Raw genomic sequence first — 21,631 nt, 5'->3', positions numbered from 1 at the left:
CCTGCCAGTCGCGCTGCAAATGCGCCGACACTGCAGCGCCCGCTCACCTCACCGGAACGGCCGCAGCTTCATATGCCGGTTCGAGTCCTTGTAGAGCAGATAGCGGAAGCGGCCGGGGCCACCGGCGTAGCAGGCTTGCGGGCAGAAGGCGCGCAGCCACATGAAGTCGCCGGCCTCGACCTCGACCCAGTCGCGGTTGAGCTTGTAGACCGCCTTGCCTTCGAGCACGTAGAGGCCGTGCTCCATGACATGCGTCTCCAGGAACGGGATGACCGCGCCCGGCTCGAAGGTGACGATGTTGACGTGCATGTCGTGGCGGACGTCGAGCGGATCGACGAAGCGGGTGGTCGCCCAGCGGCCCTCGGTGCCGGGCATCCCGACCGGCGCGATCGTCGCCTCGTTGGTGACGAAGGCCTCGGGCAGGGGAATGCCGGGGACCGCCTCATAGGCCTTGCGGATCCAGTGGAAGGTTGCGGGTGCCGCGCTGTCGTTCTTGAGCGTCCATTTGCAGGATGGCGGCAGGAAAGCGTAGCCGCCCTTGGCCAGGCGATGCACGGTGCCGGCGATGGTCAGCGCGATCTCGCCGCCGACGACGAACAGCACGCCCTCGGCTTCGGGATCAGGCTCCGGCTGGGTGCTGCCGCCGCCCGGCGAGACCTCGACAATGTATTGCGAGAACGTCTCCGAGAAGCCGGAGAGCGGACGCGCGATCACCCAGGTCCGCGTCTTGTCCCAGAACGGCAGTGGGGACGTGACGATGTCGCGCATCACACCCTTGGGGATGACGGCATAGGCCTCGGTGAACACGGCGCGCCCGGTCAGCAACTCGGTCTGCGGCGGGTGGCCGCCATGCGGCACGAAGTAGTTCGGCTTGTCCATCGTCGTCTCTCCTGCGCGCGGATCGTCGAGTTCGCGCGCCATCGTTCAGGGGATGCTCAAAAACAGCGGCTGGTCGAGCCACAGCTCCTCGAGATTGTCGGCGGTCATGCGATCGACCACCATGAAGCGCGAGGCCTCGTCGAACACCAGCAGCGGATGGTGCCAGACGTTGCGCGCGTAGTTCACGCCCTGGCGGCCGCTGGCGGTGAAGGCGCGGTAGCTCGCGGCATCGCGCGGATCATGGCACACCAGCACCAGCCAGGGACGGTCCTGCAGCGGCATGAACAGCTGGGTGCCGAGCGGATGCCGCTCCATCAGCCTGATCTCGATCGGCAAAGGCCGCGGCTTGGCCTCGAACAGGCTGATGTTCACGGCCGCGCCGCCCGACGCCACGTCGATGGCGGCAAGCCCGTTGCAGCGGCGGGCAAAGCCCTGGTTGATCTCGATCGGAGCGGCGCCGTCGGTCTCGACGACGTCGCCGAAAGCAGCGAAGGCGGCCTTGGTCAGCGGCTGCGGTGTCAGCGTCTGCATCGTCCCGCGCGCTCAGATCGCTTCGCCGCGCGCCGATGCGGCGGCATCGCGGATCGCTGCGATGTTGCTGCGATAGGCCTCGGTGGTGCCGCCCTTGAACACGGCCGAGCCGGCGACGAGTGCATTGGCGCCGGCGGCGGCGAGCGCGCCGGCATTGTCGCGGCCGACGCCGCCATCGACCTCGATGTCGATTGGGCGGCCCGCGGTCATCGCGCGCAGATCCTGGATCTTGCCGATCGCCGAGGGAATGAAGGCCTGGCCGCCGAAGCCGGGGTTGACCGACATGATCAGCACGAGGTCGACGAGGTCGAGCACGTATTCGATGACGTTGAGCGGGGTCGACGGGTTGAGCGAGACGCCGGCCTTCTTGCCGAGCGCGCGGATTGCCTGCAGCGAGCGATGCAGATGGGGACCTGCCTCGGCATGCACCGTGATGTGGTCGCAGCCGGCCTTGGCGAAGGCTTCGAGATAGGGATCGCACGGCGTGATCATCAGATGCGCGTCGAAGATCTTGGTGGTGTGCGGGCGCAGCGCCTTGATCACGTCGGGACCGTAGGAAATGTTCGGCACGAAATGGCCGTCCATCACGTCAAGATGGATCCAGTCGGCGCCGGCAGCATCGACCGCGCGCACCTCCTCGCCCAGCTTGGAGAAATCCGACGCCAGGATCGATGGCGCGATGACGAGCGGACGCGGCGTGAAGGACTGGGTCATGGGCAGGTGTTCCAGTGCGATCGGGAATTGTCGCCGTATCATGCGGGGGCGGCTGCGGCAACGCGAGCGGGAAAAATCTGCCGGCCGCGGCATGATCTGCCGGGCTCTGACCATCGCAACATTGCGAAATATCCGGACATATCAGCGATTTGGCGCTGGCACGGGGATTGCGATGCCTATAGCGGCTTTGGTTTCGCTGCCGTTCGCCGCGGCCTCGTCGGAGTTTCGCCATGTGGTTCGCACTGGGGGCCGCCTCGTCGGTCCTGGAAAGTCTGCAGTCGATCGGCTCGACCAAGTCCGGTTCCGGGAAATCGGGCCAGTCCGGCGGCAGCCCGTTCAGTCTGGACAGCACCGGCTCCAGCGGGGCCGGCACTTTCAGCCCGTGGTCCAGCTCTGGACAGGGCGGGACCGGGCAGATCGCGCCGGACACGATGCGCGCGCTGCTCGCGGCCCAGAGCCAGTCCGGCACGTCGTCGAGCGCGAGCGCGTCGAGCAATCCGCTGCAGGATCTGTTCTCGCAGATCGACGGCGATGGCGACGGCAAGATCACCAAGTCGGAATTCGAGACCGCGCTCGGCGCCGGCGGTACCAACCTCGCCAATGCGGACAAGGTGTTCGGCAAGCTCGACAAGAACAGCGACGGCAATGTCGGCATGGACGAGCTGACCTCGGCGCTGCAGGGCGCGCGTGGCCGTCGCGGCCACCATCACCACGAGGCCGGCGCATCCGGCGGCTCGGGCAGTTCGACGGGCGCAGGCGCCGATGCGCTGATGCAGGCGCTGTCGGGCGCATCGAGCTCCTCGTCCACCAACAGCGACGGCTCGACGACGACGACCATCACCTATGCCGACGGCTCGAAGATGATGCTGACGACGCCAGCAGCCACGACGGGCTCCAATGCCGCGACGTCGTCCTACAATCTGATCGAGAAGCTGATCCACCACGGAGACAAGGCCTCATCGACGGCATCGACGCCTACGACGGCGGTTACCGCCTGACATCCGCGGGCCTGGCCCGTAGTTCTACCGGCGTGAAAATTAGGCCGCTGGTCACGGGCCAACGCCGAACCTGCCGCGATATCTCTCTTCGGAGACGCGCCCAGGGAGGGCGCCATCGCTGCGGAAACGATGACAAACGACGCCGTGTGGAATGGTGCCGCCAGGAACGTCGGGCTCGCAGTCGCGTGCGGGATCGGGCTGACCGTCCTTGCCAGCGTGGGCGTGTTCTTTCTGCACCAAGCTCGCAACCAGGCCGTCATCTCGACGCGCTTCGACGAACTGAGCGCGCGCGTTGTCGATCAACTGTCGAACCGACTTCAGCTATACGAATATGGATTGCGTGGCCTCCGGGGCTTGGTGGTCGCGAGTGGCGGGCTGCCCCGGCAGGAGATCTTCCAGAAATACTCTTCGCAGCGCGATGTGGACGCCGAGTTTCCGGGAGCGCGCGGTTACGGTTTCATCCGGATTGTCCCATCCGATATGGTGGAGCAGTTCGTGGCGGAGGTCAGGGCGGATGGGCGCGCCGATTTCAAGATCCGCGAACTCAGCGCCAACCATGGCCCACGATTCGTCATTGAACATATCGCGCCGGAAGCGCGCAATGCGCAGGCCGTCGGTCTCGATATCGCGTCCGAACCGACCAGGAGGACGGCGGCGTTGGCCGCGATCGATAGCGGCGGGGCCAGACTGACGGCGCCGATCACATTGGTTCAGGCGTCGGGCAAGGCAGGTAGCGGCTTTCTGTTCTTGCTTCCGATCTACCGATTTGGACAGCCGGTCGATACGGCCGAGCAGCGGCGCGCCGCCGCGATCGGCTGGACCTATGCGCCTCTCGTAATCGACGAAATCATTACGAACTCTCGAATTCTGACGGGCGAGTTCGCGCTGTCGATGTCGGACGAGACAGACGGCAAATCCGCGACATTCTATTCGGGACCGGCATCAGAAGACGAAGGCCTGCATCGAAGCCTGCCGTTGAGCATCTATGGACGGAACTGGGAAGTCAACGTCCGCGCTCTCCCGCCGTTTGTCGCGCAGCTCAACTTCGTTCATCCGATCACGTCCGCCCTCACCGTTCTCGTCATGGGATCGCTCGCGACGTGGCTGATAGGTCTCCATCTGTCGTCACTCAGCCGGAGGCAGCGCGCGTGGCTCGAGAGATCGCGGCTTGCGTCGATCGTTGCCGAGTCCAGCGAAGCCATCATTGCCACGACATTGACCGGTGAAGTCACGGACTGGAATCCGGCAGCCGAGAAGCTCTTCCATTACCCCGCCTCCGAAGCGTTGGGGCGACGCCTGTCGGAGCTCATCGTTCCCGAAGATCTCGTCGAGGAACTCGACGACGCCGTCGTCCGCCTGCTTGAAAGCAGATCGCCGGTGAGGTTGATGACGCAGCGCCGGTCGAAGGACTGGCAGACCCTCGATATGCTCGTCAACTTGTCGCCGATCCGGTCAGAAAATGGAGAGGTCGTCGGCATCGGCACGTCGGCCCGCGACATGACGGCCTATATCGAGGCACAGCGCGAGGTGACGATCCTCAACGAGTCGCTCGAGCAGCAGGTGATCGCCAGGACGGCCGAGCTCAAGACCATCATCAATGCGATCCCGAGCCGCATCGCCTACTGGGACAATCAGCTGCGTTGCGGGTTTGCCAACAAGGCCTATCTCGACTGGTATGGCCGAACCATGGAGTCGGTCGCCGGCCAGACCATGATGTCGGTGCTCGGCGAGGAGCTCTTTGCGCAGAACGAGCCGTTCGTCAGGGCGGCCCTGGCCGGCGTCGCGAAGAATTTCGAGCGCGACGTGACCAGGTCGGATGGGACCTTCAATCACGTCTGGGCCAACTATGTTCCGCAGTTCGACGAGAGTGGCGAGGTCCTGGGCTTCTTCGCCCTGATTACCGACGTCACGCCGCTATGGGAGGCCGAGCAGCGACTCGAGGCGAGCGAGTCGCGCTACCGGCTTCTGGCCGACAACAGCGCCGACATGATCTTCCAGCTCGACCGCGATCTGGTCCCTCGCTACGTCTCGCCGACATCGCGGCGGATCCTCGGCTACGAAGCCTCCGAGCTCACGGGCCAGGTGCCGGAAGGGCGGTTCCACCCGGATGATGTCGAACACGTCGCTCAGGCCTATCGATCACTGTTAGCGGGCGCGTCCGAGCACGGCTCGATCGTGTACCGCATCCGTCATCGGGACGGTCGTTGGCTGTGGGTGGAGACCGCCTTGCAGGTGCTGCGCGAACCTGGGACAGGTGTCATCAACGGCATTCTCGGCGCGTTGCGCGACATCTCGGAACGGAAGGCCATCGAGGCCGAGTTGCAGGCAGCGAAGCAGGCCGCGGAGCTTGCGGCGCGGACCAAGGGCGAGTTCCTCGCTGCGATGAGTCACGAGTTGCGGACACCGTTGAACAGCATCATCGGTTTCTCGCAGTTGATTCTCGAGAGCGATGGCCCGAAGGATTCTCTCAACGAGCATCGGACGAAGCTGATCCACGACGCGAGCGAGACGCTGCTGTCGATCGTGAACGATGTGCTCGACATTTCCAAGCTCGACGCCGGGCGTCTCGAGCTCGATTGCCGCAGCTTCTCACCCCGCGCTCTGCTCGAAAGCACACTCGAACTGCTCAAGCCGGAAGCCGCGGCGAAGGAGCTCGATCTCGTCATGCAGGTCGATGCCGACGTGCCGCAGTCCGTTGTCGGGGACGACGCTCGGCTGCGTCAGGTGCTGCTCAATCTGGTGTCGAACGCGCTCAAGTTCACCTCGCGCGGCGGCGTGACCGTGACGGTCGCCCGAGCGGGAGACGAGGCCGGCATCGCACGGTTGCGGGTCGGCGTGCGGGACACGGGCATCGGAATTCCCGATGCCGCAAAGCATCTGATCTTCGAAAAATTCCGCCAAGTCGATGGGACCATCGCGCGGCGCTATGGCGGAACGGGACTTGGTCTATCGATCTGCAAGGCGCTGGTCGAGCGAATGGGCGGCAATATCGGGTTCGACAGCAAGGAGGGGGAGGGGTCCGAGTTCTGGTTCGTCGTCGCTCTCCCGCTCGGCGCACAGCAGCAGGAGGCTCCGAGCCCCGGCGAATCGAGCGGCGGGCTTGCAGAAGGCCGTCGGGCGACGATCCTGCTGGCGGAGGACCATCCGCTCAATCAAGAGCTTGCCGTGGCCATCATTGGCAAGAAGTGGGGACATCACGTCGATGTCGTGGCCAACGGCAGCGAGGCTCTCGAAGCGGTCCGCCAGAAGCACTACGACCTCGTGCTGATGGATGTGCAGATGCCTGTTCTCGACGGCGTCGAGGCGACCGCACAGATCCGGGCGCTTGGGGGGCGTTATGCCACCCTACCGATCATTGCGATGACCGCGGCGGTTCTGGTGGATCAGGTCGAAAGCTTCAGACGCGCCGGCATGAGCGATCACGTCGGCAAGCCATTCCGACCGGCAGAACTGAAACGGGTTCTCGACCGATGGCTCCAGGTCGAGCATGCCAAGACCCCGGTCATTTCTGATTCCAAGCAGAGCGCTCTGTAACGTTTCGGAGCGCCAGGTCGTCATCGGCTTCACGACGGGACGCACGAGGCTAGCGGCCGAAGCGATCCTGCCAGGACGGCAGGGCGCCTGTGAACGGCAGCCGCTTCGCGTGATAGACGCCGCTCGCGATCGCGCGCGCCAGCACGTTGGCGGCGACCATGCCGAGTTCGCTCAGTTCGACCAGCGGCTCGACCGGCTTGGCGCAGGTCGCCGCCGCGAACACGATGTCGCCGTCGAGTGGCAGGTGCACCGGATAGATCGCGCGCGCCATGCCGGTCTGCGCCATCATGGCCAGCCGCTTGGCCTGCGCCTTGGTCAGGGTGGCGTCGGTGACGACCAGGGTGATCGTCGTATTTTCCGACGCGGCCGGCGCCGGACCGCCCTTGAGGCGCATCGCCAGCATGTCGGGCGTGAACGTCGCGGGCAGGCCGCGGCCACCGAACTCGGCATTGACCTCGTAGGGCGCGGCCCAGAACCATGGGCCATCGCCGACGGTGACGCTGCCGACCGCGTTGACCACGGCGATCGCCGCGACCTTGATGCCGTTGCGGGTCACGGCCGAGGCCGAGCCGAGCCCGCCCTGCAGATTGGCGGTGGTGGCGCCGAGCCCGGCGCCGACGCTGCCGAGCGCGAACGTCGTATCGGCCGCGTCGGCGGCCGCATAGCCGAGTTCGCGGTAGGGCGCGTAGCGGCCCCATTGCTTGTTGCCGCCGTTCAGGAGGTCGAACATGATGGCGCCGGGCACGATCGGGACCAGCGCCTCGCGCACGGCAAAGCCGCGCCCCCGTTCGGCGAGCCAGGCCTGAATGCCGCTGGCCGCTTCCAACCCGAACGCCGAGCCGCCCGACAAGGCGATGGCGTCGATCTGTTCCACTGTGTTGACGGGATCGAGCAGCGCATCCTCGCGCACGCCCGGCCCGCCACCGCGGATGTCGATGGCCGCGACCGCGGGCTGATCGAACAGGATCGCGGTCACGCCGGAGGCGAGCGCCGCGTCCTCGGCGTGGCCGACGCGCACGCCGGCGATGTCGGTGAGGAGATTCTGCACGGTCATGCTCGCTGGATGGTGACGTTGGCAAAGGCATAGCCCGGCCCGGCCGCCGGCTCAACGCCGCGCGCGAGCCCTGTCGAGTTCCCGCGTCAAAACGCGTCGACCGAGCGCGGGGCTCGACGGTCTACCCGTCCAGAGCAATGCGGATCATGCGGGCGAGCTCGGGCTTGCGGTAGGGCTTGGCCAGCAGCAGGACGCCGGCGTCGAGGCGGCCGTGGTGTACGATCGCATTCTCGGTATAGCCTGAGGTGAACAACGTCTTGAGCGCGGGCCGCCGCGTACGAGCGGCGTCGGCGAGTTGCCGGCCGTTCATGGCGCCGGGCATGATGACGTCGGTGAACAGCAGGTCGATCTCCGGATGGTGCTCGAGGACGTCGAGCGCCTCGGCGGCATTGGCCGCTGCGAGCGTCGTGTAGCCGAGACTCGTGACCTGGGCGACGACGTGCTGGCGGACCAGGAGGTCATCCTCGACCACCAGGATGGTTTCGTCACCGCCGCGATAATCCTGGCTCTTCGGATGGGCGGTCGCGGCCGGGCCGGCGGCGTTCGAGCGCGGCAGATACAGCTTGATCGAGGTGCCGTGACCGACCTCGCTGTAGATCTTGATGTGTCCGCCGGACTGCTTCACGAAGCCGAACACCATGCTGAGGCCAAGCCCGGTGCCTCTGCCGAGGCCCTTGGTCGAGAAGAATGGGTCGAACACCTTGTCGAGATAGGCAGGCGGAATGCCGCAGCCGGTGTCGCTCACTGCGATCATCACGTAGTCGCCGATCGCAACCTCGCTGTTGGCATCGGCGTAGTCCTGGTCGAGGGAGACGTTGGCGGTCTCCAGCGTCAGCTTGCCGCCCTGCGGCATCGCATCGCGTGCATTGAGAGCCAGATTGACGATCGAGGTGGCGAGCTGGTTCGGATCGGCTAGCGCCGTGCATTGCTCCGCGACCAGCATTCGTTCGATCTCGATGTGCTCGCCGAGCGTCGGTCGCAGCAGTTCGGCGGTTTCGATCACCAGCGCGTTGACATCCAGATCCGTCGGCTGCAGCGGCTGCTTGCGCGCGAAGGCGAGCAGTTGCTGGGTCAGCCGGGCGCCGCGGTCGGCGGAATCCTCGATCAGCTTAGCGACCGGCGACAGCTCCGGGCGATCCGACACGGAGTCGGAGAGGATGCCGATGCTGCCGGTAATAACCGTCAGGATGTTGTTGAAGTCGTGCGCGATGCCGCCGGTGAGATGGCCGACGGATTCCATCTTCTGCGCCTGGCGGAACTGCGCTTCGGCAGCACGTTTCTCGGTGAGGTCGCGGCCGATGAAGAAATGCCGTTGCACCGGCTCCGACCAGTTCGCCATCCAGTTCAGCACGACTCCGCGGCCCTCCTTGTGCAGGAGTTGTGCCTCGAAATTGTGGATGTCGCGCCCGCGCCGGCAGTCGCGCATCTGGTTGCGAACGATCTCCAGTTCGGGCGGATAGACGAAGTCGCTGGCATTGCGGCCGACCATCTCGTCGGGCCGATAGCCGAGAATGGCCTGCGCGCTCGGGCTGACCTGCATGAGATTGCCGCGGGAATCGGCAATCAGGATCAGATCCTGCGAGGTCTCGAAGATGCGCCGCCGCTCCTCGGTCTCGCGGTTCAGCGCATCGCGGGTGCGCTTGCTCTCGGTGATGTCACGGGCAACCTTCGAGGCGCCGATCACGGCGCCGCGCGCATCGAGGATCGGTGAGATGCTCAGCGACACCTCGATCTCGTGACCATCCTTGTGCCGGCGCAGCGTTTCGTGGTGCTCGAACTTCTCGCCGCCGCCGATCCGGTTCAGGATGCGATCGACCTCGATGCGCCGCTCGGGCGGAACGATCAGGCCGATGTCGTTGCCCAACGCTTCCGCAATCTCGTATCCGAAAAGCTGCTCCGCCGCGCGATTCCACGATGTGATCTTGCCGTGCAGGGTGAGCGTGATGATGGCGTCGTTGGAGGATTCCACGACGGCGCTGAACAGCCGCTCACGGGCGATGAAGCGCGCCCGCTCGCTTTCGCTCTGGCGTCGCTGCTGCTGCAGCAGTCGCGCGAGTCTGGTCTGCAGCCCGACATTGTCGGCAAGCAGCACGCCGAGCACGAAGCTCGCTGCCAGCAGCCCATAGAGGCGGCCCGCATAAAAACCGAGATCGAAGCGTGCTGCGTTCAGCAGCGAGGCCAGTGCGAGATCGAACAGCCAGGCGCACAGCACCACCATGACCCACAGGTCGAGAATACTGTAGGGCCGGCGCACCGCCAGGAGCAGAAGCGCTGCGAGCGTCGTGCACCAGATCGCGCCGACGACGACCTTCAGCGACTGCGTCGCAACGCCGCCGTCGATGAGGACCGGAAGTGAATTTTCGAAAGCGATCACCGACCAAACCAGGACGGAGAGCGTCGTCACGACGCCGACGATGGCCAGCAACAGCGACGCGGTCACCGATGCCACGGCACGCGGCTGGTCGCTTCTCTGCAGCGCGTAGGCGGCAACGAACAACGGGAATGCGCCGTGCCAGATCATGTAGATCCACACGGCGGTCTGTGGTCCGGCGCCGAGCAGACCCATCGGTGCGAACAGGCCCGGGAATGCCAGCGTATGCAGAAGGGCAGCGGGCGCGGTGAAGAGGTAGCCGCAGCCGAGCCAGAGCAGCGGCGGCGATCTTAGCAGGACGAACTGGGAGAACAGCAGAAACGCGGTGATGAGATCGTTCAGCACCAGCGCAGATTGATAGCTCGCGATGAACGCCGGCATAGCCGCCAGCTGCACCTTCGCGAAGGGAGCGGCAGCGGTAAACAGCACGGCTGAAATCACGACAACGGCGAGCGCTGCAAGTTTGTCGCGCTGCGTCGCCGTGGAAGTCGACAAAAGAATTTCGCGAGGATCTTCGACGCTCTGCATCTCCAATGCCCTGCGCACCAGGCATCAATTCAGGGGGGCCGCAACTCCGCATCGCCTGATGAGCGAAAAATATGATTATTCGACTAAAGGTTGTATAGTGCCAACGTGAAACGTTCTGTAGAATGAGTCGCTATTATGAGTAACCGCACCTTTACCGCAAATCAGATAAATATACCGGTAGTTGTACCTGATTTCTTTTTATGTTGTAGGCTGTCCAACGAAAATTCTGGAGAAGTTGATGCCGCGGATTCTCGTGGTCGACGATCAGAAGGACGTGCGCGCCATGATCAGCATGGTGCTGCGCGTCAATCAGTTTGACGTGGTGGAAGCAGGAACGGCAACGGCAGGACTGCAGCTTTTCCGCGAACAAACGTTCGATGCCGTGATCGTAGACATTTATCTGGATGATTCCAATGGTCTCGATCTGGTCGGCAGCATGCGGGAACTGGTTCCCGATCTGCCCGTCGTCGCGGTGTCGGGAATGACGGCGTTCGACGGTGCCTCGATGTCCGAGCAATTGACGCGCGTGGTGTACCTGCAGAAGCCATTCCGGCCCGCGGATCTCACGCGCTCGCTCGAACTCGCCCGTTCCGCCGTGCGTGAGCAGGAGACTTCGCCGCTCTCGGCCTGCGCAGGATAGGGTTGCCGGCACTTTCGGGGCGGTGCCCGAGAGGCAGAAATCCTGGCATTCAGGTACCTTTAAAGCAGAACGCCCCGGTCAAGGACCGGGGCGTCTGCATTTCGGATCGTGATCGGGCGCGATCAGGAGCCCTTGCTGCCGAGTTCGGCATAGCCGCCCTTGGCGTCCCACTTGTAGACGACATAGTCGATCTGCTTGATGTCGCCCTTGGCGTCGAAGCCGAGCTTGCCCAGCACCGTGTCCCACTCGCCGGCCTTGATGACGTCCATCACCTTCTTGGCGTCGGTGGTGTTGGCCTTCTTCACGGCCTGCGACCAGACCTGGATCGCGGCGTAGGTGTAGAGGGTGTAGCCCTCGGGATCGATGTTCTTGGCCTTGAACTTGTCGACGATCGCCTTCGCGGTCGGCTTGTTGCGCGGCTCGGGGCCGAAGGTGAACAGCGTGCCTTCCGCGGCCGGACCGGTGATCGAGGCGAACTCCTTGTCGTTCATGGCGTCGCCCGCCATCAGGATGGTCTTGAGGCCCTGGTCGCGCATCTGACGCAGGATCAGGCCGGCTTCCTGGTGATAGCCGCCGACATAGACGAGATCGATGTTCTCACGCTTCAGGCGCGAGACGATCGCGTTGAAGTCCTTGTCGCCCTTGTTGTACGACTCGAACATCTTCTCGGTGACGCCGGCCTTGTTGAGCGCCTTCTTCGTTTCGTCGGCGAGACCCTTGCCGTAGGTGGTCTTGTCGTTGAGGATCGCGATGTTCTTGCCCTTGAAGTTCTTCGCGATGTAGTTGGCGGCAACCAGGCCCTGCTGGTCGTCGCGGCCGCAGACGCGCGCCACGTTCCACAGCTTGCGCTCGGTGAACAGCGGGTTGGTCGAGGCCGGCGTAATCTGCAGGACGTTGCTGTCGGCATAGGCCTCCGAGGCCGGGATCGACGACGACGAGCAGAAGTGGCCTGCGACGAACGGAATGCCGGAGCCGGCGAGCTTCTCGGCGACCGAGCGGGCCTGCTTTGGATCGCAGGCATCGTCACCGATCTGCAGAGCAAGCTTCTTGCCGAGAACACCGCCGGCCGCGTTGAGATCGGCAATCGCCATCTCGGCGCCGTTCTGCATCTGGCGGCCGAACGCCGACTCGCCGCCGGTCATCGGGCCGGCTACGGCGATGGTGATGTCGTCGGCGTAAGCGGCCGTCGAGAGCGCAAGCGTGGCGCCCAGGGCCAGACCGATAAATTTGAGTGGTTTCATGAGAAATCCTCACAGGGGTCAGTCGACACGGAAACGGCCCGAAGGGCGGGCCGCAGACCGCGCGCATTGTGGCTGATTTTGCGGCGAAGTCACCGGCAATTTTCGGACAGACCGACAAAGGACGTAGCCAATCTGGCCGGGTTTCGGCCAAAGGCTGTTTCGGCGAGCCGCCTAGTGGCGGCCGCCCTCCAGATACGCGGCGCGGATCTCCGGCCGCTGCAGCAGCTCGGTGCCGGTGCCCGACAGCGTGATCAGGCCGTTGACCAGCACATATCCGCGGTGCGCGAGCTTCAGCGCATGATTGGCATTCTGCTCTACGATCAGCACCGTCAGCCCGTCCTGGCGGTTGAGGGTCCGGATGGCCTCGAAAATCTGACGCGCAATCAGCGGCGCGAGGCCGAGCGACGGCTCGTCGAGCAGCAGCAGGCGCGGCCGGCTCATCAAGGCGCGCCCGATCGCCAGCATCTGCTGCTCGCCGCCGGACAGCGTGCCGCCGCGCTGGTCGATGCGCTCCTTCAGCCGCGGGAACAGCGCGAAAACGCGCTCGAGCGTGTCGGCGCGCTCGGCTTCCGTGGCTTCGCCGGCGTCGGCCCCCATCTGCAGGTTCTCGGCCACGCTCATGCGCGGGAAGATGCGACGGCCCTCCGGCGACTGCGCGATCTTGAGACGCGCGATCTGATGCGTCGGCACCTGGGTGATGTCATGGCCGTCATAGACGATATGACCGGAACTGGCGCGCGGCCGGCCGAAGATCGACATCATCAGGGTCGATTTGCCGGCGCCGTTGGCCCCGATCAGCGCGACGATCTCGCCGGCCTTGATGTCGAGGTCGACGCCCTTGAGCGCTTCGATCTTGCCGTAAGACGCGCGCAGGTTGTGGATCTCGAGCAGGGACGCGCTCACGCTTCGGCCTCCATCACGGCTGCGGCCTCTTGCTCGTCGGTGCCGAGATAGGCGGCGATGACCTTCGGATCGTCGCGGATCTCGCGCGGCGTGCCCTCTGCGATCTTGACGCCGTAATCCATCACCACCACGCGGTCGGAGATTTCCATCACGACGCTCATGTCGTGCTCGATGAGCAGGATCGAGGTGCCGTGGTCGGCGCGGATCGACAGCAGAAGCTCGCTGAGCGCCGCGCTCTCGCGCGCGTTGAGACCGGCGGCCGGCTCGTCGAGGCAGAGCAGGGCAGGGCCGGTGCACATCGCGCGCGCGATCTCCAGCCGGCGCTGGTCGCCATAGGCGAGATTGCCGGCGGCGTCGTCGGCGCGGTCGATCAGTCCGACGCGCTTCAGCCAGAACACCGCATTGTCGATGGCGCTCTGTTCCGCCGCGCGCCACGAGGGCAGGCCGAGCAGCCCGATCAGCGTGAGCCCTGAGGCGCGCATCAGCGCGTTGTGCTGCGCCACCATCAGGTTCTCCAGCGCCGTCATGCCGGGAAACAGCCGGATGTTCTGGAAGGTGCGCGCCACCTTGGCCTGCTTGGAGATGTTGAAGTCCTTGAGCTTCTGCATCTCGTACTGGGCGCCGTCATCATGCGTCAGGCGGATGACCCCGGAGGTCGGCTTGTAGAAGCCGGTGATGCAGTTGAACACGGTGGTCTTGCCGGCGCCGTTCGGGCCGATCAAGGCCGTGATCTGCTTGCGCTGCGCGGTGAAAGACAGCGCGTTGACGGCGACGATGCCGCCGAAACGCATGGTGACGCTTTCGAGCGCGAGGATCGGAGCGGAGCTCATCCGTGGCCTTCCTTGACGAGGTCCGAAGAGATGCTCTTGGATTTTTCCAGGAACACGGTCGGCGCGCGGTGGCCGACGATGCCGCGGGGACGCCAGATCATCACCAGCACCATGGCGAGACCGAACACCAGCATGCGGTAGACTTCGAGGCTTCGGAACAGTTCGAAGCCGCCGATCATGGCGAGCGCCGCGAGCGCCACGCCGAGCTGTGATCCCATGCCGCCGAGCACGACGATCGCGAGCACCAGTGCCGATTCCTGGAAGGTGAAGGATTCCGGGCTGATGAAGCCCTGGCGGGTGGCGAAGAAGGCGCCGGCGAAGCCGCCGAACATCGCGCCGGTGGCGAAGGCGGTCAGCTTCGTCGTCGTGATGTTGATGCCGAGCGCGCGGCAGGCGACCTCGTCTTCACGAAGGGCTTCCCAGGCGCGCCCGATCGGCAGCCGGCGCAGCCGGATCGTGACCCAGTTGGTGAGCAGCGCCAGCGCCAGGATCAGGTAGAACAGGAAAACGATACGATGCGTCGGCGAAAACGGGATGCCGAGCATGGCGGCGAGGCCGCCTTCGCCTGGGGCCAGCGGAATGCCGAACAGGGTCGGCCGCGGAATGCCGGAGACGCCGTTCGGACCGCCGGTCACCTCCTGCCAGTTGATCAGCACGAGGCGGATGATCTCGCCGAACGCCAGGGTGACGATCGCGAGATAGTCGCCGCGCAACCGCAGCACCGGGAAGCCGAGCAGCACGCCCCAGAACGCCGCGAGGATGCCGGCGAGCGGCAGGCAGATCCAGAACGACAGGCCGAAGGTGGTCGACAGCAATCCGTAAGAGTAGGCGCCGACGGCGTAGAACGCGACGTAGCCGAGGTCGAGCAGGCCGGCGAGCCCGACCACCACGTTGAGACCCCAGCCGAGCATCACATAGGTCAGCACCAGGATGCCGAGGTCGAGAATGTAGCGCTGATTGTAGAAGATGACCGGCACCAGGAAGGTGAAGATCAGCAGTGCCGGCGCGACATAGCGGCCGGCGACGGTCATGCCGTTCTGGACCGAGGACGGCACGAAGCTGCCGAGACCGCCGCGCGGACCGAGCCACAGCCGCAGCAGCTCGACGACGATCGAGCCGATGAACACCGCGCCGACAAGGCTCGCGAGCTCGCCGAAGCGGGTCCAGTATTCGAGCTGGCCGCTCTGGCCGGCCTCGGTGCGGACGCCGACCATCAGCGAGAACAGGCCGAGGGCGACCAGGGCGCTGAGGACGGCCTTCTTTAGGATGAAGGCGGCTCCGACCGGCTCGGAGCCATTCGAAGAGGCGGGCGAAGAGGCTCGAGGGGACGCGCTCACACGGGCTCCATCGTCAGACTTTTTCGACTTCGGGTCGACCGAGCAGGCCGGTCGGCATGAAGATCAACACCACGATGAGGATCGAGAACGCCGCGACGTCCTTGTACTCGACGGAGAAATAGGCCGACCAGAACGTCTCGATCAGGCCGATCGCGAGACCGCCGAGCATGGCGCCCGGCAGCGAGCCGATGCCGCCCAGCACGGCCGCGGTGAATGCCTTGATGCCGGCGACGAAGCCCATGAAGAAATCGACGAGCCCGTAGTAGAGCAGGTACATCATGCCGGCGACAGCGGCCAGCGCCGCGCCGATCACGAAGGTCATCGAGATGGTGCGGTCGACGTCGACGCCGAGCAGCGCGGCCATGGTCTGGTCCTGCTCGCAGGCGCGCATGTCGCGGCCGAGCCGGGTGCGCGACACCAGCCAGGTGAACAGGCCGAGCAGCACGATGGTGGTGATGACCACGACGATCTGAACGTTGGACAACTGGACGACGAAGCCGCTGCTGCCCTCGTGCAGCGTGTAGCCGCCGGTGATGATCGGCGGCACCGGCTTGACCCGCGCGCCCTGCGCCACCTGCGAAAAATTCGTCAGCACGAACGACATGCCGATCGCCGACAGCATCGGCGCCAGCCGGAAGGAGTGTCGCAGCGGCCGGTAGGCGATGCGCTCGATGGTCCAGCCATAGAGCGCGGTGATCGCCATCGAGACCAGCAGCACGATCAGCAGAATGACCGGAATCGCGGTGAGTCCGATCGACACCAGCACCAGGAACGAGATCAGGGCAATGAAGCCGCCGATCATGAAGACGTCGCCATGGGCGAAATTGATCATGCCCACGATGCCGTAGACCATGGTGTAGCCGATGGCGATCAGGCCATAGATCGAGCCGAGGACGAGGCCGTTGATGAGCTGTTGCGCGAAATAATCCATGGACTGCCGTGGCTGGGACTGTCGATACCGGTTCGCAACGCGGCGAGGGCCGTCCGGAGCGAGGCGGGCCTGCCCGCACCCGCGACCAGAGGCGACGCGTCGGCCAGTACTAACAGCTAGGAACCGGGTGCCGCAACAGCGTGCAGTGCCGCAATTGCGGGCTTATCCCGCCTCTTTCGCGGCTCGGTTCCGCTCAGCCCGATGAGGCACAGCGGGACAACCGTCTCGAATGGCCGGCTCAAGGCAACGTAACGCGCGGCTCACGCGTTGGTTGTGCGTGCAACAGCCAACGAGGAGACGCTCATGACCAATCTGACCGACAAGAACCAAGGTCACCAGAACCCCGGGCAGAACCAGCAGGGTCAGACCCAAGGCAAGCCGATCCGGCAGGGCGGTGACGAGCCGAGTCAGGGGCAGCAGCCGGATCGGGACACGGCGCCGGGGAAATAGGGCGGTACGGATCGCCGAGCGGGCACGGTGTCGACCCTCCCGGTTAAGGTAAACAAAGGGTTTAAATTGCCCGCTGCATTTGCCGCGCGTTAGCTCCTCTGGAACCTGCCGGACGGGCGACCGCGCGGGGATTGCAGAGGTGGGCGTGACATGATCAAGAACTGCATCATCGGAAGCTGGCGGCTCAGCTGCTTCAACGGCGTGCTGCTGGCGCTGTATTTCGTTCCGGCCTGGACGATCGTCGCCCTTCACATCATGGTCTCGCCGATTCAGGGCCTGTTCGAGCGGCCCAACGTCGCTGTCGCACTGTTCATCAGCGACCATCTGCAACTGTCTGGTCTAGAGACGGTTCGCGCGGCTTGGCTGCTCGCGCTGGCGCGACTGACGGTCGCAGGGTTCTTCGCGATGTTCGTCGTCCTGATCGCCGTTCCACGGGTGCGAAAGGTCGGGGGCTATGTCGAGGCGCTGTCGATCGGACTGGGCCTGGGCAGCGCCCTGAGCTTCTTCAGCATGATCATGGCCGCACGCGTCGGCGAGACCCAGGCGCTGCGTCTGCATGCGACCGAACTGCTGATGCTGTTGGGAACGGCCATCGTCATGCTGGTGGAAAAGCCGGCCACGCAGTCCAACGCGTCGGCTCCGGCCTCCGCGCCGCCGCCGGTCGAGCCCACAGTCGGCGACAGCGTCGCAGCCGTTGCGAAGGCCTGATCGCCCTCGTCGGAGGCTGGCGACGCGACAGCGCGGTCAGCGCTGTGTCAGGAAGCCGAGCACCGCATCGTTGAATTGGCCCGCGGCTTCGACGTTCGAGATGTGCGCGGCATCGACGATGGTCATGCTCGCCCCCGGGATCCGGCTGCGAATCGCCTCCGCCATCGCAATCGGTGTCGACTTGTCGTATCGGCCGGCCACGACGAGCGTCGGGCTCGTGATGCCCGGCAGATCGTCGCGCAGGTCGAGCGCGCGCAATGCCGCGCAGCAGGCGAGATAACCCTCGACCGGCGTCGCGACCAGCATCGCCTTCATGCGATCGGCGATGTCCGGATGGTGATCGCGAAACTCCTGCGTCAGCCAGCCTGCGATCACGGTATCGGCGATCCCGGCGAGTCCGCCGTCCTGAACCGCCTTGATGCGCGCGTCCCAGATGGCCGGATCGGGGTAATGGCAGGTGGTGTTGGCGAGCACGAGCTTGCCGATTCGCTCGGAGGCGTGGGCGGCGAGCCACTGTCCGACCATGCCGCCCATCGAGACGCCGCACCAGTGCACTTTCTCGATGTTCAGGTCATCCAGGATCGCCAGCGCGTCGCGACCGAATCGCTCGATCGAGTAGGGTCCCGGAGGGACTTGTGACTTGCCATGACCACGCCGGTCATAGCGGATGACACGAAAAATCTGGGTGAGGGCGCGCATCTGCGGCTCCCACATCTGCAGCGTCGAGCCGAGCGAGTTCGACAGCATCAGGGTCGGCCCGCCGTCGCGGCCTTCGACGGTGACGTTCAACAGGCAGCCGTCAGCATCGATCATCGGCATGGGCGGAGTCCTCGTCGAAGGCGGCTGCGCCACCTCAGGAATCGTGCAGATTTGATGGCGAACTAACCATTGCGGGCGCGGTCTGCCAATCGAAACCCGTGGGCGCCAGACCCGAATGCTGCGCTGCTCCAGCTTTTCTGCAACGCTTCCGGGCGCTGCTCGCCCTTTCTTTTGGGCGTTCGGTGCTTTACTTGAATGCCTCAAACCGCGCCAAACGGGGGGAGATGCAGATGGCAATGACGATGACGGGCGAGGTCCAGCTGGCGGCACCGCGTGAGGCCGTCTGGGCCAAGTTGAACGATCCCGAGGTGCTCAAGGCCTGCATTCCCGGCTGCGAGGAACTGGAGAGGACCGAGGATGGCGGCTTTCGCGCCGTTGCCAAGATGAAGGTCGGACCGGTGTCCGCGCGCTTCAAGGGCAAGGTCACCCTGAGCGATCTCGATCCGCCGAACGGCTACAAGATCTCCGGCGAGGGCGAGGGCGGCGTGGCTGGCTTTGCCAAGGGCGGCGCTGTGGTCGGGCTGGCCGAAAAGGATGGCGGCACGCTGCTGAGCTACAATGTCGAGGCGCAGATCGGCGGCAAGCTGGCACAGCTTGGCCAGCGCTTGATTAACGGCGCTGCAAAAAAACTCGCCGACGAATTCTTCGCGAACTTCGCCAAGGCCGTTCAAGGCTGACCGCAACCGACCCATGCGCTGTCGGTGGCGAGGTTGCCCGCCGCCGGGAGCCCCCATATGATGGTTTTCGACTGATTTTGCTGGGCTGCGCTGCAGTGCAACGCTGTGGTGCGGATTAATAGAGAGTCCTGAATGGCCAAGATTTCCATGATTGTGAACGGTAATCCCGTCACGGCAAATGTTGATCCCCGGACGCTGCTCGTTCAGTTCCTGCGCGAGAATCTGCGGCTCACCGGCACCCATGTCGGCTGCGACACCTCGCAGTGCGGCGCCTGTGTCGTCCATCTCGACGGCAAGGCCGTGAAGTCCTGCACGACCCTGGCTGTGATGGCCGACGGTCACGAGGTCAGGACGATCGAAGGCCTCGCGGCCGATGGCGCGCCGCTGCATCCGATGCAGGAGGCGTTTCGCGAGCACCACGGTCTGCAATGCGGCTTCTGCACGCCGGGCATGATCATGACCGCGGTCGACCTCGTGCACCGCAAGGGGCACGACCTCACCGAGGAGACCATCCGCGAGGAGCTGGAAGGCAATCTCTGCCGCTGCACCGGATATCAGAACATCGTGCAATCGATCGCCGCCGGCGCCAAGGCGATGGCGAAGTCGGACCTCGCCTAAACGTCCCCGCCGCGCACAGGACACTCACATGTACGAATTCAAATATCATCGGCCGGCCACGGTGCGCCAGGCCGCCAATCTCCTGACCAAGAACGAGGACGCCAAGCTGGTCGCCGGCGGTCACACGCTGGTGCCGGTGATGAAGCAGCGGCTCGCAAGCCCGCCGCATCTCGTCGACCTCTCCCACGTCGAAGGGCTCGACACGATCGAGCTGAAGGGCCGCAATCTGGTGATCGGCGCCATGGCGCGTCACGCCGATGTGGCGAACTCCGCCACGGTGGGCGAGGCGATCCCCGCGCTCGCACATCTCGCCGGTCTGATCGGTGACCCCGCCGTCCGCCATCGCGGCACGATCGGCGGCTCGATCGCCAACAACGATCCGACCGCGGACTATCCGGCGGCGTGCCTGGCGCTCGGCGCCACCATCGTCACCAACAAGCGCAAGCTCAAGGCGGAGGAGTTCTTCCAGGGCCTGTTCACGACCGCGCTGGAGCCGGACGAGATCATCACCAAGGTGAGCTTCCCGCTGGCCAAGAAGGCGGCCTATGTGAAGTTCCGCAACCAGGCCTCGCGCTACGCGCTGGTCGGCGTGTTCGTCGCGCGGCGTCCGTCCGACGTGCGCGTCGCCGTTACCGGCGCCGGTGGCAATGGCGTGTTCCGCGTCACCGCGTTCGAGGAAGCGTTGCAGAAGCGCTTCTCGCCGAAGGTGCTCGAAGGCATCGCGGTGTCGGCCGACGGGCTCAGCAGCGACATTCACGGCAGCGCCGAATATCGCGCCCATCTCATCGGCGTGCTCGCGCGTCGCGCGGTCGATGCGGCGAACGCTGGGGCCAAGGCCTCATCGGGAGCCGACGAGTCCGAGGCTCCGGCCTCGTGACGGGCGAGCGCGGTCAGGGAAGGCGGTCTCGCCCATGAGTGCTGCAGCGCTGCCGGCGTCGGTCGACGCGATGCTCGAATTGCTGTCCTCGCGCGGCTATCTCGCCGAGCGATCGCTGGCGACGGTGACCTATCTGTCGCTGCGCATGGGCCGGCCGCTGTTCCTCGAAGGCGAGGCCGGCGTCGGCAAGACCGAGATCGCCAAGGTGCTGTCGGCGGCGCTCGGGCGCAAGCTCATCCGCCTGCAGTGCTACGAGGGTCTCGACGTCGCCTCGGCCGTCTACGAGTGGAACTCGGCGGCCCAGATGATCGCGATCCGGCTGGCGGAAGCCGGCGGCGACGTCGATCGCGACCAGCTCACGTCCGACATCTTCGCCGACCGCTATCTGATCAAGCGCCCGCTGCTGCAGGCGCTGGAGCCGGATGTCGCGGGCGCGCCGGTGTTGCTGATCGACGAGCTCGACCGCGCTGACGAGGCATTCGAGGCCTATCTGCTGGAGATCCTCTCCGACTTCCAGGTCACGATCCCCGAGTTCGGCACCGTCAAGGCGCCGCATCCGCCGATCGTCATCATCACCTCGAACCGGACGCGCGAGATCCACGACGCGCTGAAGCGGCGCTGCCTGTATCACTGGGTCGACTATCCCTCCGCCGAACGCGAGCTCGCGATCGTCAAGACCCGGCTGCCAGGCATCTCGCAGCGGCTGTCGCAGCAGATCGTGCGCTTCGTCCAGGCGCTGCGCGACCAGGACTTCTACAAGTCGCCGGGCGTCGCCGAGACCTTGGACTGGGCGACCGCGCTGACCGAGCTCGACGCGCGCTCGCTGAACGCCGAGGTCGTCGGCGACACCTTGGGCGCGCTGCTGAAATATCAGGACGACATCGCCCGCATGCAGGGCGATCAGTTGCAGAAGGTAATCAAGGACGCGACCAGCGAGACTTGAGTTCACGCTGGTGCCTCTAACAACGATCGTCATTCCGGGATGCGTGCG

Annotated in this window: 20 protein-coding genes; 9 read left to right on the top strand and 11 right to left on the bottom strand. The window is 65.1% G+C overall.

Going from position 1 to position 21,631, the window contains the following annotated elements; genetic code table 11:
* Positions 1-48: 48 nt before the first annotated feature.
* Genes ACQR1I_RS12280 through rpe form a run of 3 tightly spaced genes read right to left on the bottom strand, consistent with a single transcriptional unit; the run spans position 49 to position 2,124 of the window.
* The gene (locus ACQR1I_RS12280; RefSeq protein WP_434865130.1) at positions 49-879 is read right to left on the bottom strand and encodes a bifunctional allantoicase/(S)-ureidoglycine aminohydrolase; all 831 of its coding nucleotides are present in this window, start codon (positions 877-879) and stop codon (positions 49-51) included.
* A 45-nt stretch (positions 880-924) separates the two neighbouring features.
* Complete coding sequence (locus ACQR1I_RS12275) at positions 925-1,410, bottom strand: ureidoglycolate lyase (protein ID WP_434864851.1); 486 nt, start codon at positions 1,408-1,410, stop codon at positions 925-927.
* 12 nt (positions 1,411-1,422) lie between these two features.
* A complete protein-coding gene (gene rpe / locus ACQR1I_RS12270) occupies positions 1,423-2,124 on the bottom strand; it encodes a ribulose-phosphate 3-epimerase (RefSeq protein WP_434864850.1) in 702 nt (233 codons plus the stop codon).
* 230 nt (positions 2,125-2,354) lie between these two features.
* On the opposite strand from rpe, the gene ACQR1I_RS12265 reads away from it, so the two are divergent.
* Positions 2,355-3,122 carry an EF-hand domain-containing protein gene (locus ACQR1I_RS12265; RefSeq protein WP_434864849.1) on the top strand — a complete coding sequence of 256 codons (768 nt, stop codon included), beginning with the start codon at positions 2,355-2,357 and terminating at the stop codon, positions 3,120-3,122.
* A 129-nt stretch (positions 3,123-3,251) separates the two neighbouring features.
* The gene (locus ACQR1I_RS12260) at positions 3,252-6,656 is read left to right on the top strand and encodes a PAS domain S-box protein (RefSeq protein WP_434864848.1); all 3,405 of its coding nucleotides are present in this window, start codon (positions 3,252-3,254) and stop codon (positions 6,654-6,656) included.
* Between the two features lie 49 nt (positions 6,657-6,705).
* Here the strand turns inward: ACQR1I_RS12260 and ACQR1I_RS12255 are convergent, their stop codons facing one another.
* Positions 6,706-7,704 (bottom strand): P1 family peptidase, encoded by a 999-nt coding sequence (locus ACQR1I_RS12255; RefSeq protein ID WP_434864847.1) that lies wholly within the window; start codon positions 7,702-7,704, stop codon positions 6,706-6,708.
* Between the two features lie 127 nt (positions 7,705-7,831).
* Positions 7,832-10,609, bottom strand: coding sequence for a PAS domain S-box protein (locus ACQR1I_RS12250; protein ID WP_434864846.1), 2,778 nt, complete (start codon positions 10,607-10,609; stop codon positions 7,832-7,834).
* 238 nt (positions 10,610-10,847) lie between these two features.
* On the opposite strand from ACQR1I_RS12250, the gene ACQR1I_RS12245 reads away from it, so the two are divergent.
* Entirely contained in the window at positions 10,848-11,249 is a 402-nt protein-coding gene (locus ACQR1I_RS12245; RefSeq protein ID WP_434864845.1) for a response regulator, read from the top strand.
* 122 nt (positions 11,250-11,371) lie between these two features.
* Here the strand turns inward: ACQR1I_RS12245 and ACQR1I_RS12240 are convergent, their stop codons facing one another.
* The 5 genes from ACQR1I_RS12240 to ACQR1I_RS12220 form a co-directional block, all read right to left on the bottom strand.
* Positions 11,372-12,490 carry a branched-chain amino acid ABC transporter substrate-binding protein gene (locus ACQR1I_RS12240; protein WP_434864844.1) on the bottom strand — a complete coding sequence of 373 codons (1,119 nt, stop codon included), beginning with the start codon at positions 12,488-12,490 and terminating at the stop codon, positions 11,372-11,374.
* Between the two features lie 171 nt (positions 12,491-12,661).
* On the bottom strand, positions 12,662-13,393 hold the full coding sequence (locus tag ACQR1I_RS12235) for an ABC transporter ATP-binding protein (protein ID WP_434864843.1): 732 nt from the start codon (positions 13,391-13,393) through the stop codon (positions 12,662-12,664).
* Positions 13,390-14,223: an ABC transporter ATP-binding protein gene (locus tag ACQR1I_RS12230; protein ID WP_434864842.1), complete on the bottom strand. Its 834-nt coding sequence runs from the start codon at positions 14,221-14,223 to the stop codon at positions 13,390-13,392. The genes ACQR1I_RS12235 and ACQR1I_RS12230 overlap by 4 nt, the downstream gene beginning before the upstream one ends.
* Complete coding sequence (livM, locus tag ACQR1I_RS12225) at positions 14,220-15,560, bottom strand: high-affinity branched-chain amino acid ABC transporter permease LivM (protein WP_434864841.1); 1,341 nt, start codon at positions 15,558-15,560, stop codon at positions 14,220-14,222. Before livM ends, ACQR1I_RS12230 begins: the two co-directional genes overlap by 4 nt.
* Positions 15,561-15,573: 13 nt before the next feature.
* Positions 15,574-16,491 carry an ABC transporter permease subunit gene (locus ACQR1I_RS12220; RefSeq protein ID WP_434864840.1) on the bottom strand — a complete coding sequence of 306 codons (918 nt, stop codon included), beginning with the start codon at positions 16,489-16,491 and terminating at the stop codon, positions 15,574-15,576.
* Between the two features lie 303 nt (positions 16,492-16,794).
* Here ACQR1I_RS12220 and ACQR1I_RS12215 point away from each other — a divergent pair, with 303 nt between their 5' ends.
* A complete protein-coding gene (locus ACQR1I_RS12215) occupies positions 16,795-16,941 on the top strand; it encodes a hypothetical protein (protein ID WP_434864839.1) in 147 nt (48 codons plus the stop codon).
* 150 nt (positions 16,942-17,091) lie between these two features.
* Positions 17,092-17,649, top strand: coding sequence for a hypothetical protein (locus tag ACQR1I_RS12210; RefSeq protein WP_434864838.1), 558 nt, complete (start codon positions 17,092-17,094; stop codon positions 17,647-17,649).
* A gap of 36 nt (positions 17,650-17,685) precedes the next feature.
* On the opposite strand, the gene pcaD is transcribed toward ACQR1I_RS12210, so the two are convergent.
* Positions 17,686-18,468: a 3-oxoadipate enol-lactonase gene (gene pcaD / locus ACQR1I_RS12205; protein ID WP_434864837.1), complete on the bottom strand. Its 783-nt coding sequence runs from the start codon at positions 18,466-18,468 to the stop codon at positions 17,686-17,688.
* A 230-nt stretch (positions 18,469-18,698) separates the two neighbouring features.
* Between pcaD and ACQR1I_RS12200 the strand changes: the two genes are divergently transcribed.
* The 4 genes from ACQR1I_RS12200 to ACQR1I_RS12185 all read left to right on the top strand — a co-directional run bounded on the left by ACQR1I_RS12200 (position 18,699) and on the right by ACQR1I_RS12185 (position 21,583).
* Positions 18,699-19,145: an SRPBCC family protein gene (locus ACQR1I_RS12200; protein ID WP_434865129.1), complete on the top strand. Its 447-nt coding sequence runs from the start codon at positions 18,699-18,701 to the stop codon at positions 19,143-19,145.
* A 132-nt stretch (positions 19,146-19,277) separates the two neighbouring features.
* Positions 19,278-19,763: a (2Fe-2S)-binding protein gene (locus ACQR1I_RS12195; protein WP_434864836.1), complete on the top strand. Its 486-nt coding sequence runs from the start codon at positions 19,278-19,280 to the stop codon at positions 19,761-19,763.
* Between the two features lie 28 nt (positions 19,764-19,791).
* Positions 19,792-20,640 carry an FAD binding domain-containing protein gene (locus tag ACQR1I_RS12190; RefSeq protein WP_434864835.1) on the top strand — a complete coding sequence of 283 codons (849 nt, stop codon included), beginning with the start codon at positions 19,792-19,794 and terminating at the stop codon, positions 20,638-20,640.
* Between the two features lie 34 nt (positions 20,641-20,674).
* The gene (locus ACQR1I_RS12185; protein WP_434864834.1) at positions 20,675-21,583 is read left to right on the top strand and encodes an AAA family ATPase; all 909 of its coding nucleotides are present in this window, start codon (positions 20,675-20,677) and stop codon (positions 21,581-21,583) included.
* Positions 21,584-21,631 lie beyond the last annotated feature (48 nt).

This window comes from Bradyrhizobium sp. HKCCYLS2038 (genome assembly GCF_051167655.1).
GTDB lineage: Bacteria > Pseudomonadota > Alphaproteobacteria > Rhizobiales > Xanthobacteraceae > Bradyrhizobium.
The sequence above is the reverse complement of the archived record's forward strand: the minus strand, read 5'-3'. Positions and strand labels throughout refer to the sequence as shown.